At 66.6% G+C, this 15,133-nt stretch carries 20 protein-coding genes; 18 read left to right on the top strand and 2 right to left on the bottom strand.

Annotated elements, in window-relative coordinates:
- Positions 1 to 76 precede the first annotated feature (76 nt).
- On the top strand, positions 77 to 340 hold the full coding sequence (locus I6B53_RS03400) for a helix-turn-helix domain-containing protein (protein ID WP_216764856.1): 264 nt from the start codon (positions 77 to 79) through the stop codon (positions 338 to 340).
- Positions 340 to 1,464 carry a hypothetical protein gene (locus tag I6B53_RS03395; protein ID WP_216764855.1) on the top strand — a complete coding sequence of 375 codons (1,125 nt, stop codon included), beginning with the start codon at positions 340 to 342 and terminating at the stop codon, positions 1,462 to 1,464. Before I6B53_RS03400 ends, I6B53_RS03395 begins: the two co-directional genes overlap by 1 nt.
- A gap of 59 nt (positions 1,465 to 1,523) precedes the next feature.
- Here I6B53_RS03395 and I6B53_RS03390 read toward each other — a convergent pair whose 3' ends face one another.
- Complete coding sequence (locus I6B53_RS03390) at positions 1,524 to 2,219, bottom strand: hypothetical protein (RefSeq protein WP_216764854.1); 696 nt, start codon at positions 2,217 to 2,219, stop codon at positions 1,524 to 1,526.
- Positions 2,220 to 2,249: 30 nt separating this feature from the next.
- On the opposite strand from I6B53_RS03390, the gene I6B53_RS11280 reads away from it, so the two are divergent.
- The 13 genes from I6B53_RS11280 (at position 2,250) to I6B53_RS03330 (ending at position 10,397) form a co-directional block, all read left to right on the top strand.
- Positions 2,250 to 2,486, top strand: a complete 237-nt coding sequence (locus I6B53_RS11280; protein ID WP_367880395.1) for a helix-turn-helix domain-containing protein — start codon at positions 2,250 to 2,252, stop codon at positions 2,484 to 2,486.
- Positions 2,487 to 2,563: 77 nt separating this feature from the next.
- Positions 2,564 to 2,881: a hypothetical protein gene (locus I6B53_RS03385; RefSeq protein ID WP_216764853.1), complete on the top strand. Its 318-nt coding sequence runs from the start codon at positions 2,564 to 2,566 to the stop codon at positions 2,879 to 2,881.
- A complete protein-coding gene (locus tag I6B53_RS03380) occupies positions 2,878 to 3,057 on the top strand; it encodes a hypothetical protein (RefSeq protein ID WP_216764852.1) in 180 nt (59 codons plus the stop codon). The genes I6B53_RS03385 and I6B53_RS03380 overlap by 4 nt, the downstream gene beginning before the upstream one ends.
- 223 nt (positions 3,058 to 3,280) lie before the next feature.
- On the top strand, positions 3,281 to 4,009 hold the full coding sequence (locus I6B53_RS03375) for a hypothetical protein (RefSeq protein WP_216764851.1): 729 nt from the start codon (positions 3,281 to 3,283) through the stop codon (positions 4,007 to 4,009).
- Positions 4,006 to 4,269, top strand: a complete 264-nt coding sequence (locus I6B53_RS03370; RefSeq protein ID WP_216764850.1) for a hypothetical protein — start codon at positions 4,006 to 4,008, stop codon at positions 4,267 to 4,269. Before I6B53_RS03375 ends, I6B53_RS03370 begins: the two co-directional genes overlap by 4 nt.
- A gap of 5 nt (positions 4,270 to 4,274) precedes the next feature.
- The gene (locus tag I6B53_RS03365) at positions 4,275 to 5,741 is read left to right on the top strand and encodes a ParB N-terminal domain-containing protein (protein WP_253954002.1); all 1,467 of its coding nucleotides are present in this window, start codon (positions 4,275 to 4,277) and stop codon (positions 5,739 to 5,741) included.
- Positions 5,738 to 6,178 carry a RusA family crossover junction endodeoxyribonuclease gene (locus I6B53_RS03360; protein ID WP_216764848.1) on the top strand — a complete coding sequence of 147 codons (441 nt, stop codon included), beginning with the start codon at positions 5,738 to 5,740 and terminating at the stop codon, positions 6,176 to 6,178. Before I6B53_RS03365 ends, I6B53_RS03360 begins: the two co-directional genes overlap by 4 nt.
- Positions 6,178 to 6,354: a hypothetical protein gene (locus I6B53_RS03355; protein ID WP_216764847.1), complete on the top strand. Its 177-nt coding sequence runs from the start codon at positions 6,178 to 6,180 to the stop codon at positions 6,352 to 6,354. The genes I6B53_RS03360 and I6B53_RS03355 overlap by 1 nt, the downstream gene beginning before the upstream one ends.
- Before the next feature lie 381 nt (positions 6,355 to 6,735).
- A complete protein-coding gene (locus tag I6B53_RS11275) occupies positions 6,736 to 6,945 on the top strand; it encodes a helix-turn-helix domain-containing protein (protein ID WP_367880394.1) in 210 nt (69 codons plus the stop codon).
- 581 nt (positions 6,946 to 7,526) lie between these two features.
- Entirely contained in the window at positions 7,527 to 8,633 is a 1,107-nt protein-coding gene (locus tag I6B53_RS03345) for an HNH endonuclease (protein WP_216764845.1), read from the top strand.
- 149 nt (positions 8,634 to 8,782) lie between these two features.
- Positions 8,783 to 9,445: a hypothetical protein gene (locus I6B53_RS03340; RefSeq protein ID WP_216764844.1), complete on the top strand. Its 663-nt coding sequence runs from the start codon at positions 8,783 to 8,785 to the stop codon at positions 9,443 to 9,445.
- Positions 9,432 to 9,641, top strand: a complete 210-nt coding sequence (locus I6B53_RS03335) for a phosphoesterase (protein ID WP_216764843.1) — start codon at positions 9,432 to 9,434, stop codon at positions 9,639 to 9,641. The genes I6B53_RS03340 and I6B53_RS03335 overlap by 14 nt, the downstream gene beginning before the upstream one ends.
- 270 nt (positions 9,642 to 9,911) lie before the next feature.
- Positions 9,912 to 10,397 carry a DUF4145 domain-containing protein gene (locus I6B53_RS03330; RefSeq protein WP_216764842.1) on the top strand — a complete coding sequence of 162 codons (486 nt, stop codon included), beginning with the start codon at positions 9,912 to 9,914 and terminating at the stop codon, positions 10,395 to 10,397.
- Positions 10,398 to 10,875: 478 nt separating this feature from the next.
- Here I6B53_RS03330 and I6B53_RS03325 read toward each other — a convergent pair whose 3' ends face one another.
- On the bottom strand, positions 10,876 to 11,295 hold the full coding sequence (locus tag I6B53_RS03325; RefSeq protein ID WP_216764841.1) for a hypothetical protein: 420 nt from the start codon (positions 11,293 to 11,295) through the stop codon (positions 10,876 to 10,878).
- Between the two features lie 190 nt (positions 11,296 to 11,485).
- On the opposite strand from I6B53_RS03325, the gene I6B53_RS03320 reads away from it, so the two are divergent.
- The 3 genes from I6B53_RS03320 to I6B53_RS03310 are packed head-to-tail and all read left to right on the top strand — an operon-like array spanning position 11,486 to position 15,113.
- Entirely contained in the window at positions 11,486 to 11,980 is a 495-nt protein-coding gene (locus I6B53_RS03320) for a hypothetical protein (RefSeq protein ID WP_216764840.1), read from the top strand.
- A gap of 11 nt (positions 11,981 to 11,991) precedes the next feature.
- Entirely contained in the window at positions 11,992 to 13,659 is a 1,668-nt protein-coding gene (locus I6B53_RS03315; RefSeq protein WP_216764839.1) for a hypothetical protein, read from the top strand.
- A 23-nt stretch (positions 13,660 to 13,682) separates the two neighbouring features.
- Positions 13,683 to 15,113, top strand: coding sequence for a phage portal protein (locus tag I6B53_RS03310; RefSeq protein ID WP_216764838.1), 1,431 nt, complete (start codon positions 13,683 to 13,685; stop codon positions 15,111 to 15,113).
- Positions 15,114 to 15,133: the final 20 nt, after the last annotated feature.

The raw sequence follows: 15,133 nt of genomic DNA, 5'->3' as shown, positions 1-15,133 counted from the left end.
CACTAGAAGTATCAGTTCTGGGACAAAGGATGTCCAAACTTGCGCCGGTGCCCAACTGGGCACTTAAACTGCCTACATGGTCATCACGCACATCGGACTCGGCGCAAAGGTCGCCAAGCTCATCGATCGGAAGCGAACCCAAGCAGGGAAATCCGTCGTCGCCCTCAGCAACGAGAGCGGAATCCCACGGGCAACACTCATCCGCAGACTCAACACGGGCTCCGGCTTCACAGTCGAGGAACTTGAACTCATCGCCAACACCATGGGCACAACTGCCGCCGCCCTCGTGACCGAAGCCGAGAACACAGCGCTCGCGGCTTCGTCTGGGGAGGTGGCGTGATGACCAGCTACGAGGAGTTGTTTTGCAGGTCTCGGCGCGTGTGGCGTCAAGTGGACTTGGATGTCACCGAGGTCGTCGAGGAAGTGGAGAAGCTGACGAAGCGGCTGGCGACCGCGTCGCAGGGCATGCCCCTCTTGTTCGAGGATCCTCCGAGAAGCGTCAACGCAAAGTCTCAAGGGCAGCGACGTGCTCGTCGAAACCTTGAGTACTTGGATGCTCAGTTCGCGAAAGTGGCACGCGTGGCCGAGGCGAACAGAGCGCAGATGCGGGAGCGTTTCGCCGGCTCGTCACTGAGGCTCGGGCAGAATGTGGGACAGGCTGATTCCGCTCGGCTGGATCTCGATGAGGTACACGAGGGGCTCTCCAGCAACGCTCCTGCGGGGGTGCTCTCGGATCCAGGCGTTGACCAGGTCATCGTCGAGACTGTCGGTCGCCCGGACCATGTGCTCGGTGGTGCTGAACCTGAAGCCGGGCCGGAGCAAGATCGTGCCGAAGTCGGTGTGCTCGTCGTCGCAGATGGCGATCTCGACGGTGAGGTCCTCATCGCGGGCGAACTGCAGGGCCCTGGCGGCGATCTCGGGCCTGACGGTCGCGGGGAACTCGAAATTCATGATTCTTCCTCCTCGGTAGGGGGTTCGGTGGTTGGCGCTTCCAACCCTACCGAGGAGGAACCCAGCGGGAGCGTGCCTGAGAAGAGCGGGTATGCGGCGTACGCCCGCGTGATTCCCGGCCAGGTGACTGCCGATGACCTGCCGTGGGCATTGCGCGTCAAGGTCGACAAGGCCGCGATCGACGAGGTCGTCGACCGTGCGCTCCGCATCAAAGAGTCTCAGGGCCTGACGTTGGAGGTCGCGCGTGCAGCGATGCATGTCGGCGCGGTGGAGGCGCTGACTTGGTCGGGCTTCCTCTGGAGTAAGTACGAGGGGGAGACGGTCTTGTTCGGCATCCACCGGATCCCGGCTGAGATTGCCGATCGTCTGGTCGAGTTCGTTGATGAGGCGCTGGCGCACACGAGGCTGATGCCGTTCGGGACGGGGCGTCCGGAGTTCGTTGCCACCAGAGTCGCCCGTGGGGTGGCGCGCATGGCGCTGGCCTGGGCGGACGAGCACAAGGGGCAGTGGTGAACGCCCAGGATGAGTTCGTCGCGACGCTGTCGGCGATGTTCGGTGCGCCTGCGCGCGGGTCAGTTGAGGAGCCCGGCGATGGTCGTGATGCCGGCGGTCAGGAGGTTCCCGGCGGCGCCGGCGGTGGCGCTGGCCACCCAGGTGCAGGTGAGTCGGCCGACAGCGGCGAGGAAGCCTTCGCGGCGGTCCTCGGGGACATGCTGAAAGGTCGGCAGGACGGCACCAGCTACTTCGCAGGTGGCGGAGCGGACTTGGTCGCCGGGCGCGCCGTCGTCGAGGAGCCGTTGCGCGTGCCGGACGAGTTGGAGGAGGCGGTCGCGTTCTTCAACCGGCAGTTGGGTCAGTTCCCTGAGCTGCTGGTCGATTTCCACAAGGGCCTCGCGCAGACCTTGCGCAATCTCGGGGGTGATCTCGGTGGGCGGCACTAGTTCGCGTTCCATGCGTCGTCCGACTTGGCGGAGCATGGACCGGGCGCCCTGGGAGGCTTTGGGCAAGGGCGCGGTGACGCACCAGTCGGCGCGGGGCGGGAAGACCTCGCACAAGAACTCGGTGAGCGTGGGCGCCTCATCCTCGTACGACCCGTCGTCGCGGAGGAATTGCTCGACCTGTTCGAGGAGCGTCGCGGCGCGCTTCTGGGCTTCCCAGAAGGCCTGGGAGTTGGGGTCGTTGGTTTCGGACCCGCGGGAGATGACGACGGAGCGTTCGTCGGTCCAGGTGTCGATGAGGTCGAGGAGTTCCTGCGCTGGGTTGCTCATGGCCCGACCCTACAGGCGGGAGGTGGCCTGGTGAGTGCTCGCAAACGGCCTGGGGGTTCTGCTCCCCCGCCGGAGGCTCTGTTCGACCCGGAGGTCTGGTACGCGGCCCGCGAGATTGCGCGGCGCTTGTCGGTGACCAGGCAGACGGTGGACAGGTGGTGCTCAGAGGGCTTGGTGCGCGGCATGAAGATCCGCGGCTCGGTCCGGTTCCTGGGGAGGGACCTGAACTCGTTGATGGTGCCGATCGGCCCACCGCCAGCCGCGTGAGACCGGGACACAGAGGAAATGTGAAGCGCCCCGCCCGGGCGGTGGTGTGGGCGGGGCAGAGCAGAAAGGAGTTTCGAATGCTCGATGGCAATCGTATCAAGTGGGACCCGCAATTGGGGCTGTGTGGCCTCGCGGGCATCAGAAGCCAAGCTGGCGGCTCGAAGGGCCCGTCCGGTGGTGCAGAGCGTGGAGGAGGCAGCGTGAGCGGGATCGACGAGTCCGCGGCGGTGCGGGGCCGGGAGTTCATGCTGGGCTACGCCGAGGGCTGCATCGAGGAAGCGCACGATCTGGTGACCGAAGCCACGCAGGAGGCGTTGACCCGCGCTCACGAGGAGCTCCTGGTGGCAGCGGGTGTCCTGCAGACCGCGATCAAGCTGGGGGGGCGAGCACAGTGAACGCAGGCCTGGTCAAGTGGGGGCTGCGCCTCATAGTGGCCGCCCTGGTCCTGGGCGCCGTCAACTGCATGACGTCGCTGGCCTGGGGGACGGTCGGGGGAGGGTTCGGCCTGCTGGGCGTCATCACCATGACTGTGGGGGTCGCCCTGGTGTGGGGTGGTCGCGGTGGCCGGTGAGCGGAAGTCGGGCACGGACCGCCGGCCGAAACCGTGCCTCCACAAGCGCGTCAAGCACACGCACGGGACGAACCACGCGTATGAGCAGGACGGCTGCAGGTGCGATCCCTGCACGAATGCGCACGCCGCCTCCTGCGCGTCCTGGCGGAAACAGGAAGCGGAGTCCAGGTGGGTCGCGGCGGGTGTCCTGCGGGAGCACCTGACTGGCCTGAGGAGTCAGGGGGTGACGAGGGCGGAGATCGCGTGCGCGACAGGAATGTCGGTGAAAGCGGTGTCCAACTATTTCTACCGGAGCAACAAAGTCGCGGCCTCGACCGCGCGCCGGATCATGAGCATCTCGGTGGAGGACGTCAAGGCTCGCCGCGGTGAAGTGCTGGTGCCGGCGTGGGGAGCGACTCGGCGCTTGCGCGCTTTGGCGGTCCTGGGGTGGGATGCCAACGCCTTGGCACAGCGCATTGGTGTGAGCGCGGCTCGCGTGGAGGGCATCACAGCGGACGACGAAGTCGTGGAGCTACCGGCGGCGGAGGCGAGTCGGATCGCGACTGCGTATGACGTGTTGTGCTTGCGCCGGCCAGCCAGCTGGGAGTCGCCGGACTCGGCGAGCCGGGAGGCTGTGGCGCGTTCGCTCGGATGGGCGGAGCCAGCGCAGTGGGCGGGCAGGGATTTGGAAGCCAAGGGGGCGCGACCGTTGCAGCACGGCCGATTCGACGCCGTGCCGTTGCTGGAGGTGTCGGCGCTCAGCGCGACGCGCGTGCAGGGCGCGCTGGTTGTGCGTTGCGCGGTGCGCCTGGTCGCCGGCGACGCGGATGTGCGCCGGATGCGGCGCGTCCTGGCGGAGGCGACGAAGTCAGCGCTGAGCGCGCACGGCTTGGTCGCGAGCACCAGGCCCCGCGTGAGGCGGCACCCGGAGACAAGGGAAATGGCGATGACCGTGAGAGTGAAGCAGGCATGAAGAAGGCTTTCGTGAGGAATTTGCGCGGCAGGCCCGGCACGGATGTGGCCGTGAAGGTGGTGGGCGGCCCCGAACCGCGAATCCGACTGCACTCAACCACGTCCTGCTGGTTCGCGAACTGCTGGTTCGACGCGGACGGCCTGCGGGAGCTGATCTCAGCGCTGCAGCAGGCGGAAGAGGACTTCCGGCTGAATTTCGCGTGTGGCGCGCGCGACTTCGACGACAACGACAACACGGATACGACGGGAGACGGCGAGTGAGCACGATGGAGACGATGGCAGATGCAGCGGAGTTGGAGGTCGTGGAGCTCGCGCCGGACCAGGTGCAGCTGGACGACAACGTTCGCAAGGACACGGCCCTGTCCGATGAGTTCTTGGCTTCGGTCGAGGCCTTGGGCGTGATCGCCCCGGTGGTGGCTTCACGTGACGCCCTAGGGCAGATCATCGTGCATGACGGACAGCGGCGCGTGCTGGCCGCCCGCAAGATCGGCTTGGCACGGATCCCAGTGCTGATCGCGCCAGCGCCCGGCTCGCCGGAGGCCAGGGTGGTCGAGCAGCTCGCGTTGAACGAGGCCAGGGCGGCGCTGACGACTGGCGAGCTGGCTGACGCGGCCCGCCAGCTGGAGCTGTTCGGCATGGAGCCTGACACGATCGCCCGCAAGGTAGGCCGCCGCCCGGCGGAGGTCAGGCACCTTCTGCGCGCTGCCGCATCGCGTGAGGCGGCTGCGGTGGTCAGACGTCTGCCTGACCTGACGATCGTGCAGGCCGCACGCTTGGCAGAGCTGGCGGAGTCGCCGGCCTGCGACGAGGAGACGTTGCGCGGAATCGAGGAGCAGCTGACGGGATCTCCGGAGCAGGGGGATCACATCATCGCCAAAGCGTTGAAGGACGTGCAGGTCGAGGAGCGGATGCGTGAGCTCGAGGCGAGCTTCGCCGAACGCGGCATCACGTGCGTGCGCGAAAGGTCCGAGGACTGGGTAGCGGCCGGCGGAAGCAGGCTGGCGCGGTACTCGACCCTCGTGGACAAGAAAACCGGGAAACCGCTGGAGGAGCAGGAGCAGGAGAGACGCCCGGGCCTGGTCGTCGTCCTGCGAGACACAACGGACGGCGTGATCGCGAGCTACTGCTGCCACCGTGACAAGGCGGCCGGCCTGGTGGACCGGTGGTACTTCAGTCAGAGCGCGCCGAAAGCGGCCGAGAAGACTGACGAGGAGCGGGCGGCTGAAGCGGCTGAACGCCGCAGGGTCATCGAGGGGAACAGAGCGTCCGACGCGGCCAAGGAAGTGCGAACAGCCTACGCGCAGGCACTGGTACGTCAGGGGACGAGTGAGAGCATTTTGACGACTCTGGTCGATTTCTTCGGCCATGCCGGCGGCCACGCCGGGTGGGTGCTGGACCCGCCCGCGGCCCTGCTGCAGGACGCAGGAGTGCTGCCAGCAAAAGTCACAGTGGAAGCGTGGGGGCGGTTGAACCAAGCACAGGCGAAGAAGACACTCTTGGCAGCCGTGTTGACAACCTGCGAAAACCGGATGGGCCGCAGCTTCTGGCGACATGTCAGGGCCGCAGGCGGATTCGGCCATCGCCCGTTCCGCGTGCCGATGGAGTGCTGGTACCTGCGATTCCTCGCACGACAGGGCTACGCACTGGCCGACGTCGAGCGCGAGTACTGCGAGGCCTGCGAAAAGCTGGTTGCCGCCGAGAACGCGAAAACCGAGCGGGGAGGCAAGAAATGACCGGGCGGGAGATCGAGTTCTTCGTGGCCGGCACTCCAGTGCCTGAGGGGTCGACAAAATACCTCGGGCACCGAGGAGGTCGTCCAATCATCGTGCACGACAGCCCCGATCTGGTGGCGTGGCGGCAGGCCGTCGCCCTGGTGGCCGCGAACGAGGCGGCGAAAGCCGGCTGGGACCTTCCATTGGACGAGCCAGTGTCGGTCACGACCAAGTTCTTCATGCCGCGCCCCAAGAGCGCGCCGGGCCGAGCATTGCCGGCGGTGAAACCCGATTTGGACAAGCTCGTCCGCGCTGTCGGTGACGCCTTGGGAACCCGACTGTTGCGAGAGGACTCGCGGATCGTCAGATGGGCTGCCGACAAGGTGTACGTGGGACAGGGCGGCCAGCCAGGCGTGGCCATCGCGGTCGTTCGCGACGTCGGCGGAGCGGAGGAGTGATGGAGGTCGGATCGATCACCATGCGGCTCCTCATCGCAGGCGACGGGAGCGAGGACGTGCACATCAGAGTCGAGGGGGACATCGGCTTGTGCACGCAGCTCGGCATGCTCGACCTGGCCAGAGAGGCCGTCAGAGAGATCGCGAGACGTGACGATGACGAGGGGGACGCGGGGTGAGCGCTGGCTTGGTCGTGATCGTCACCCTGGTGTGCGTGGCCGTGGTCGGTGCCGTCCTCGTGTGGGGTGACTCATGGCTCTGAAACCGCATCCAGAGGAGTCGTTCCACTGTGGCGCGCGCGGCGCGTTCCGGGTTGTCCCGTGGGTGGACAACAGGCCTCGGCCCGACCTGGAGCATGCGCGCACGCTGTTCTGTGACTTGCACAGGTCGCATGTGGCGCGTCCTGGTCAGGCCAGGCACTTCGACAGGGTCACGGGGCACTCGTGGTCCGACCAGGGATCAGGTGGAGAGGGGGTGGGGTGATGGAAGTGTGTGATTCGTGTGGTGGTGTGATCAATCCGCTGACCGGCGAGTGCCGGTGCAGCGACTAGGGGTGAGGAGTGAGCGTGAGCGAGGAGACAAAGGCGAACCGCATTTGGCTGACGACTGCGCAGGCGGCAGACCGCTTGGCAGTCTCGAAGCGGACTCTGATGAGGCTCAGGCAGTCAGGTGCTGGCCCGAGGTTCCACAAGCGCGGGCAGATCGTCAGGTACAGGGCTGACGATGTCGACAGGTGGATGGGAGGTGACACCTCGCGTGAAGCGCGTTGAACTGCGGACGAGGGTGGCCTCGCCACGTAGACTCCGTGACGAGGCCACCCGCCGCTTTCAGATCTCCGAGCGGTCACTTCGAGATCTTGTAGGTCGTGTTCGGGTGGCTCTTCGCGTACGCGGCCGTCACGAACTTCCCGGTCACTGCGGATTTGTGACGGCCGCCACTCTTCTTACCCATCTGGCTCACCTCCTTTCGGTCTTCATTTCTGGCACCCGCACTTCGCGAGTGCCAACGGAAGACTATAGGAGACAAGCACTACATATGGGGGTTGCATTGGGCGGCGCGCCGTACATCTTGTGTGGTGGGTGCACCTTGCGGGCACTCCGTGAAGTCGCGACAGTGAAGATGCCTTGCGGCCCAGAGGCGGTGAAGGCATGAGCTGGGTCAAGCTCGGTGACGAGTCGGACATGAACGCTCGGCTGATGGCCTTGTCCGAGTGTGAGGGCTTCGATTCGCGGACCATCAACGAGGTCCACGGGTGACCGGCGAGTGTCGGTGCAGCAGCTGAGGGGGAGTTCACGTGTCGTGGACACGCGTAGGTGATGAGGCGGCGACGCACCCGAAGCTCATGGATGTCATGAGTGTCCCAGGTGCGGACGCGAGGAGCACGAATGAGGTCTTCGGCTACATCGTGCGACTGGCGACCCTGTCGGCCAAGCACATGACCGACTACGTGCTGGACATGGGTACCGCCGTCATGTTCGCGAACGGCAACCTGGCCGTCCTCGAGCAGGCGGTTGCCGCCGGCCTTCTCGAGTACATCGAAGTCGACGGGGCCCGCAAGGTCCGCCTGATCGACGACCCTGCTTTCATTCACATCAGGCTGAAGGAGGACGTCGAGCACGACCGGCAGCAGAACAACGACACGCGGAACCCGAATCTCAAGGGGCCGGTGATTCTGCGCGACGGGGACACCTGCAGGTGGTGCGGCAAGCACGTCACGTGGTCTGGCCCTCACGGCAAGTACAAGGCGACCATCGACCACCTGGAGCCGGGCAAGCCGGGGACGGTGGACACGATGGTGGTCGCCTGCATGCCCTGCAACAGCGCTCGCCAGCAGGACGACATGGGCACCTGGTCGACCTATCACCAGCTGCTTCCAGCGCCTGCCCAGCCCAGGTACGGCAAGTGGTCTCGCCGCTACCTCGTGGAGCGCGGATTCCTTCGGGAGCCTGCTGCTCCGACTCCTGCCTTGATCTCGGATGAGGTCTCAGGTTCGCCCTCGTCGGGCGAGTCCCCGGACCAGGTCCTTGAGATCGGTGGGGGCCGTACGTCGGACGCCGATGGTGCGCCCGCGAGTATCTCCCGGGAGGTGATCTGCCTGCCCTCGCATGCGGGGCGGGACTGTGATCCTCCACAGAGTGAAGTCTGTGCCACTGCCAGTGGCGCTGTGACGCCCTCCCGGGATGACTCCGGCACCGCGGGGCCCGCGCATGAGGACGGCGGCCCTGGTCGCTGCGAGTCAGGCCAGAGTCAGGGCAGAGTCAGCCCACTAGTCGCTGACTCAGTCATGACTCAGTCGCGACTCAGTGCCTCTGCAAGTCGCGACTTTCCGGGTAGGGAAGGGACGGGTGGGGGCGGGTCGGGCAGGGAAGGGCCTGGTCTGGACGGGACGGGGAGGCAGGGCGCGCCGCCTGGGAGGCGCAGGAAGCGAAGGTCGAACCGTGGGAGGAGTGTGCCTTGATGACGGGTGACTTATGGTGTGTATGTGGCTGCCGGGTCTCGGGTAGGCACCTGGGGTCCTGTGGGGGTGAGCCTTGCAGGGGGTGTGCGCCCAGGCCTGCGGAGGTGGGTCGCCTGTGCCGGTGGTGTTTCCAGCGTCTGACAGGTGCGGTGGTGGACATGCCTGGCCTGGTGGAGCATCTGCACTTCGAGGCGGTTCCGTCGATCCAGTCGCCGATGGGTCGTGGCGACTCGGGTGGTGGTTCGGTTCCTGGGTCCAGGGTGTTGTTCCCTGCGGCTCTCGACGCGGCTGACGAGTTGGCGGCGCTGCTCGGGTCGTGGATCGACGAAGTGGTTCGTCTGCACCCGGCTGGGTTGCGTGGCCCATCGGCGTGGGGGTGGAGGTTCTCGGCACCCGAACGCCAGGTGGACCCGGCCTCGGGCAAGGTATTCCTTCCGGCCGAGCACCGGTTGGGAGCGTCAGTCGACGCGGTCCGCTCTGCATCGAAGTGGCTGCTGCCTCACCTGGCGTGGGTGGCCGCCCAGTCGTGGGCGGGCGACATGCGTGCCGAGCTCGACGCGGCGGTGTCGACCGCCAAGGCCCGGTGGCCCGTCGAGGAGCCGGCGCACAGGGTGCCGATGCCCTGCCCCTGCTGCGGTCTGCGGTCCCTGGTGTACTGGCCTCCTCGTGAGGCGGGGGATGCGGCCTTGGTGTCCTGCGACAGCGAGGACTGCGGTCGCCTGTGGGTCGAGGACGCGTGGACGCGGACGGTCGAGCTGGTGCTCGCTCGCCCGGACCTGGTCGAGGAGGTGGCCGAGCGTGCGAGCGCCTGACGGGATCGAGTGGCTGACGGTGGCCGAGGTCGCCGACCGCATGGGCATCGACGCGTGCAGGGTCAGGCAGTGGATCGCACGGGGCAGGGTCCAGTCGGTCCTGGTTGCGGGCCGCCGCTGGGTGCGCTGGCCAGACGCAATGGCGCAGGAGAAGCGGGGTCGCCACGCTTCTCGTCCGCACGCGGGGGCACACTGATGTGGGGTGAGTTGCCGTCCTTTGGCCGGGGTGTCACACTGGTGTCAGTGCCACCAGTGTGCCCACGCCCCGCCCATGCAGGTCGGGGCGTTCGTGTTGAGGGGGCATGATTGGCTCATGGCTTCACGAATCTGCTGGAACTGTGAACAGGTAGCGCACCTGACTGCGCACTCAGACGTGACGCAGGCCGCCGATGGATTGTGGTGGCAGGTCTTCAAGTGCGACAGCTGCGGGTACCTGTCAATGACTTCGACCGCTGACCTCGACGGCATGGACCGCATCGAGGTGCGGACAATCCTGGAGGCGTCCGACCACCAGGCTGAGTGGCTGCCGGTTCGCGGCCTGGGGAGGAGGTTCGTCGACGTGCCACATCCGATCTGCGATGCCGCGTCCGAGGCGTACGCCTGCTACTCGATCCGCTCGTACAGGGCAGCGATCCTTCTCGCGCGATCAGTCATTGAGGCTGTCGCGAAGGACAAGGGCCTGACATCAGGCACACTCTCCTCGAAGATCGACCACTTGGCCGAGGTGGCCGAGCTGCCGGGCTTGCTGGTTGAGACCGCTCACGAGATCCGCCACCTCGGCAACGAGATGGCGCTCGGAGACTTCGTCGCTGACGTCACCGAGGAGGAATGCGACGACGTGCTCGCGTTCATGTCGTCCCTGCTTCAGTACATCTACCAGATGCCCGCGCACCTGACCCGATACCGGGAAGCACGTGAAGCCAGGCGCGCGAACGGAAGAGACGGGCGCTGACCGTGGGCTGGGAGTCCAGCGGGCGCCGCGCCCGGCTGCCGCGCGACTGGCAGGAGCGCCGGCGTTTCGTCCAGGCAAGGGCAGGCGGACAGTGCGAGGCCATGCTTCACGACGGGACGCGCTGCCCAGCATGGGGGACGGACTGCGACCACGTGCAACGGGGGGATGACCATCGGGTCGAGAACCTTCAGTGGTTGTGCTCGTGGCACCACAAGCGCAAGACCCGCGTCGAGGCCCAGCAGGCCCTGGCCGAGGCGCGACGCCGGACCGCGCCGCCGCCCCGCCCACACCCGGGTCTGACCAGCCCAGGGGGTGGGGACCCCCTCCCCCGCCCGACCTGAGCACCAAGAGGTGCTGTCGGATTTTGTTTGTACGGGTCTGGGGATTCGGAGATGGGGACTTTTCGTTGACGTTACACAGAAAAGTCGGGGTGCGGGTGTCCCTCCCGTGAGGGTTTTGACGGGGGATTCGAGCGGCGTTACAGGGGTAGGAGGCGCCCGGCGCGGAACACTCGGCCGGTGACGGTGATGTACCTGCCGACCGAGTAGAACTCGACGCTCTGACCCTTCCAGGTGCGCCTGAATCCGGGGCGCTCGCACGAGGTTCCCCAGATGTGCAAGCCGCGTCCGCTCGGGCTGGCCTCCACGTAGGAGCCAGCGTAGAAGTCGAGGAGCTCGACGGTCGCCTCGTTCGGGGTCCCGTCCTCGTCGAGGCAGTGGTCGAGGTCGATGCATCCGATGCCGGCGCCGAGGACGTAGCCCAGGTGCTCGGGGTCGCGCTCGCGGGCAGCATCGTAGGTCCCCCAGGTGGCGGGGTTGGTCGATGAGGCCGCCTGCCCGGTCCTTGGATTGATCGGCCGCTTGTCAAGGTGGTTGACCCACCTGGGCTGTGAGATCATCTCGGTCGGGACATTCCCGGCGCGGGCCGACCGGTGAGCGGCGACTCGGCAGCGCGTCGAGCAGAACCTCGTTCCGACTCTCTTGGACGAGGGGATGGGGCGCCCGCACCAGGCGTTCTGACAGATCCTCACGCAACCATTGTAACGCGAAAACCCGTTGGGGGATCTGACTGTTGGGGGTGATCTGCGCATGGCTGGACGCGGCCCGCAGCCAAAGGATCCGACCAAGAGGGCCCGTCGCAACGCCGACCCGGCGCCGTTGAAGATCATCCCGGCGATCCCCACCGAGCAGCCGCCACTCCCCAAGTTCTACCGAGAGGTCGTTGGCGAGGATGGGGTTCCCCGCAAGAAGCTGTTCGTGTGGCCGGCGGTCACAAGGCGCTGGTGGCAGATGTGGGCACAATCCCCACTGTCGGGGGATTTCACCGAGACGGACTGGTCGTTCCTGCTGGATACGGCGCTACTTCACGCGGCTGTGTGGTCAGGAGACTTGCGGTTCGAGTCGGAACTGCGTCTGCGGGTCGCAAAGTTCGGTGCGACGCCCGAGGACAGGGCGCGCCTGCGCATCACGTTCGCTGACGCTGACATGGTAGAAGCAGGTGAGCCAAGACTCGTCGACGGCCTGGGGAGCGCTCGACAGCGCGCGCGCTCGCGGGTGACTCGCCTGGCGGCTGTCGACGCCTGAGAGGGGGCGCCATGCCATGGAAGCCTCTCGAGGGGGACGAGTTCCCGACGCTGGGGTTCGACGTGGCGGACTGGATGACTGCCTACCTGCTGCGTCCGGACACTGACAACGCTGAGCCGTTCGTCCCGACGCAGGAGCAGTTGGACTTCCTCGTGAACTTCTACGAGGTCGATCCGATCACCTGTGAGCGCGTCAAGACGCGCGGAGTTCTGTCGCGGCCTCGAGGGTGGGGCAAGTCGCCGTTCGTGGCGGCCTTGGCGGCTGTGGAGGCCATGGGGCCGGTCCTGTGCGACGGGTGGGACGCTCAGGGTCAGCCCGTGGGGGTCCCGTGGTCGACCCGGCGGACACCGCTGGTGCAGGCGACGGCGACGACTGATGACCAGACGTCGAACACGTGGGACCCGCTGTTGGAAATGCTGCGTGGCTCGCCGGCACAGGACGAGTACAGGCTTGATGTGATGGACTCGTTCGTCGCGCTGCGGCGCGGCCGGATCGAGACGCGCACCTCGTCCGCGACGTCGGTCAAGGGTGCTCGAGCTGTGTTCGCTGTCATGGATCAGACGGAGACGTGGCTGCCGGGCAACGGGGGCATCAAGCTGGCGCGCACTCTTCGCTCGAACGCGCGGAAGGTCGGCGGAACCACGGTGGAAACGCCGAACGCGTACACGGTTGGTGAGCGCAGTGTCGCTGAGATGACAGCGAGGGAAGCGGACCTCATCGCGGCTGGCAAGGTGAAGGAGCTCGCCGCAAGGACCCTTCTCTACGATCACCGGGAAGCGCCGCTGACGACGGACCTGGCGGACCACGACAGTCTGATCGAGGGGCTGCGGGTAGCCTACGGTGATTCCTCGAGAGATCCGCGTGGGTGCGTGCTGCACGATCCGCCGTGCACTCCTGGGTGGGTGAATCTTGAGACGATCACTGCGGAGTTCTGGGCGCCGTCGGCCGACCCGGCGCAGATGTCGTCCGACTTCCTCAACCAAATCACGTCGGCGTCTGACGCGTGGCTGTCGATGCCTGAGCTGCGGGCGATCGAGGACCGCACCAAGGTCGTGTCATCGACCGAGCCGATCACGCTTGGCTTCGACGGGTCCGAGGGTCGCAAGATCGGTCTCGCTGACTCCACGGTCCTCATCGGGTACTCGGTTACACAGAAGCACTTTTTCAGGGTGGGCATCTGGTCCCAGCCTGACGGGCCGGCGGGCGAGGGGTGGACGCCGCCCAAGTTGGAGATCGAGCAGACCGTGAAGGCGGCGTTCGAGCGGTTCAATGTCGTTGGCTTCTACGCTGACCCGTCGGCAGGGTGGGCGCAGCTCGTCAAGGAGTGGGAGGCGGCCTACCACGGGCGCCTGAAAGCGAAGATCAGCGCCAGCGAGCCGATCCGCTACCCGCAGCGCAACGTCTCGCAGACGTGTCAAAACTTCGCGGACATGCTCTCCGCGATCCGCTTGTGCGAGGTCACCTACGACGGGGACCCGACGTTCACTGCTCACCTGCTCAACGCGCGTAAGGCGCCAAGGCAGGCCGGGTACGTCCTCGTCAAGCCGCCAGACGATCAGGACTGCAGCAAGATCGACGCCGCCTGGGGCGCCATGTTCGCGTTCAAGGCGGGCCTCGACGCCGTCGGAAAGGGCGCCGCCAGGCAGACGGCCAGGCGCCGCCCGCGCCGCATCTACTGAGAGACCAGGGGAAGGGGAACCGCATGCCGAAGACGATGGACCAGTGGGTCTCCTTCCTCACCGAGCGGATGGACAAGGCGCGTCCCAGGATCGACAGGCTGCGCGGCTACACCAACGGCAACGCTCCCCTACCGGAGATGGGGCCGAACCTGCGCAAGTCATGGGCGGCCTTCCAGCGGCGCGCCTTGGCAAACTCGGCCGCTCTCATCGTCGATTCCCTGGCCGAGCGCATCCATCCGAACGGGATCCTCGTCGGCAACTCACCTGATTCGCCCCTCGCGGAACAGGCGCGACGGATCTGGCGGGACAACCGCCTTGACGTCGCTTTCCAGGACGCAGCTCGCGATGCCTTCACCGTCGGCGTCGGCTACATGCTGGAGACCGTCGACGACAACGGGGAAGCCGTCGTCACACGGGAACGGCCGGAGCAGTTCTACGCCGAGCCGGACCCGGTCCGCCCGTGGAAAGCCCGGGCCGCCGTCAAGGTCTGGCGAACCATGTCGGACCACACCGACCACATGGTCGTGTGGGTCGACGGCGTCTGCGCCGAATACGCGCGCGACTCATACGGCAGGGACGCCAAACTCATCGAACGTGTCCGCGGAGACTGGAACATCACCCGGCTCTCCGAGTACGCAGGAGACCCGCCCGTCATCCTCCTGGTCAACAAGGACGAGATGGGTGAGTTCGAGGCCCACACGGGCATCATCGACCGCATCAACACCGGCATCCTCTACCGCCTCGTCACAATGGCGATGCAGACCTACAGGCAGCGCGCCCTCAAGGCCTCCTCGCCAGACGCCCCTGGCCTGCCGGACACGGACGAGAAGGGCGACCAGATCGACTACCAGGCGATCTTCGAACCCGGCCCAGGCGCCCTGTGGGAACTCCCACCTGGCGTGGAGATCTGGGAATCCCAGACCGTCGACCTCACCCCCATGCTCAGCGCCGTGAAGGACGACTGGCGCGAACTCGCAGGCGCCACCCGCACCCCGCTCTCCGCGATGCTCCCAGACGCCGCGAACCAGTCCGCATCAGGAGCCGAACAGCCCATGGCGCAACTCGTCTCCAAGGCAGAGGACCGCATCCGCCGCTTCAAGCCCGCGCTCGCGGTCATGTTGGTGCGCGCTCTGCAGATCGAGGGCGCGCAGCTGGATGGCGCGACGGTCGAGGCGAAGTTCGCTCCGCCGGCGACGATCAGCATGACGGAGCGGTACGCGGCTGCTGCGCAGGCCAGGGGTGCTGGCGAGGCGTTGGAGACGATTCAGGAGAACATCCTGGGGTATTCGCCTGAGCAGATTGCGCAGGACAAGCAGCGGCGCGCGGAAGAGCAGATGGCTCTGGCGCTCGGCCTGCAGGCCGCGCAGGGGGTGACTCCTCAGCCGAAATCTGGTGGGCAGCTGGCCCCGATCGGCTCCGCTGACGTGTCTTCACGGGCTGCGAGGGTGGGCTGAGGATGCCGGCGATCTGACGG

The sequence above is a fragment of the Schaalia sp. 19OD2882 genome, assembly GCF_018986735.1.
In the GTDB taxonomy this organism is placed as follows: domain Bacteria; phylum Actinomycetota; class Actinomycetes; order Actinomycetales; family Actinomycetaceae; genus Pauljensenia.
This window is presented reverse-complemented; position numbering and strand designations above follow the sequence as displayed.

Bases quoted from the DNA above. Each gene is read 5' to 3' on its own strand.
- I6B53_RS03400 (WP_216764856.1), top strand. From the start codon at position 77: ATGGTCATCACGCACATCGGACTCGGCGCAAAGGTCGCCAAGCTCATC.
- I6B53_RS03395 (WP_216764855.1), top strand. From the start codon at position 340: ATGACCAGCTACGAGGAGTTGTTTTGCAGGTCTCGGCGCGTGTGGCGT.
- I6B53_RS03390 (WP_216764854.1), bottom strand. From the start codon at position 2,219: ATGAGCAACCCAGCGCAGGAACTCCTCGACCTCATCGACACCTGGACC.
- I6B53_RS03385 (WP_216764853.1), top strand. From the start codon at position 2,564: ATGCTCGATGGCAATCGTATCAAGTGGGACCCGCAATTGGGGCTGTGT.
- I6B53_RS03370 (WP_216764850.1), top strand. From the start codon at position 4,006: ATGAAGAAGGCTTTCGTGAGGAATTTGCGCGGCAGGCCCGGCACGGAT.
- I6B53_RS03365 (WP_253954002.1), top strand. From the start codon at position 4,275: ATGGAGACGATGGCAGATGCAGCGGAGTTGGAGGTCGTGGAGCTCGCG.
- I6B53_RS03360 (WP_216764848.1), top strand. From the start codon at position 5,738: ATGACCGGGCGGGAGATCGAGTTCTTCGTGGCCGGCACTCCAGTGCCT.
- I6B53_RS03355 (WP_216764847.1), top strand. From the start codon at position 6,178: ATGGAGGTCGGATCGATCACCATGCGGCTCCTCATCGCAGGCGACGGG.
- I6B53_RS03345 (WP_216764845.1), top strand. From the start codon at position 7,527: ATGAGTGTCCCAGGTGCGGACGCGAGGAGCACGAATGAGGTCTTCGGC.
- I6B53_RS03330 (WP_216764842.1), top strand. From the start codon at position 9,912: ATGGACCGCATCGAGGTGCGGACAATCCTGGAGGCGTCCGACCACCAG.
- I6B53_RS03325 (WP_216764841.1), bottom strand. From the start codon at position 11,295: ATGATCTCACAGCCCAGGTGGGTCAACCACCTTGACAAGCGGCCGATC.
- I6B53_RS03320 (WP_216764840.1), top strand. From the start codon at position 11,486: ATGGCTGGACGCGGCCCGCAGCCAAAGGATCCGACCAAGAGGGCCCGT.
- I6B53_RS03315 (WP_216764839.1), top strand. From the start codon at position 11,992: ATGCCATGGAAGCCTCTCGAGGGGGACGAGTTCCCGACGCTGGGGTTC.
- I6B53_RS03310 (WP_216764838.1), top strand. From the start codon at position 13,683: ATGCCGAAGACGATGGACCAGTGGGTCTCCTTCCTCACCGAGCGGATG.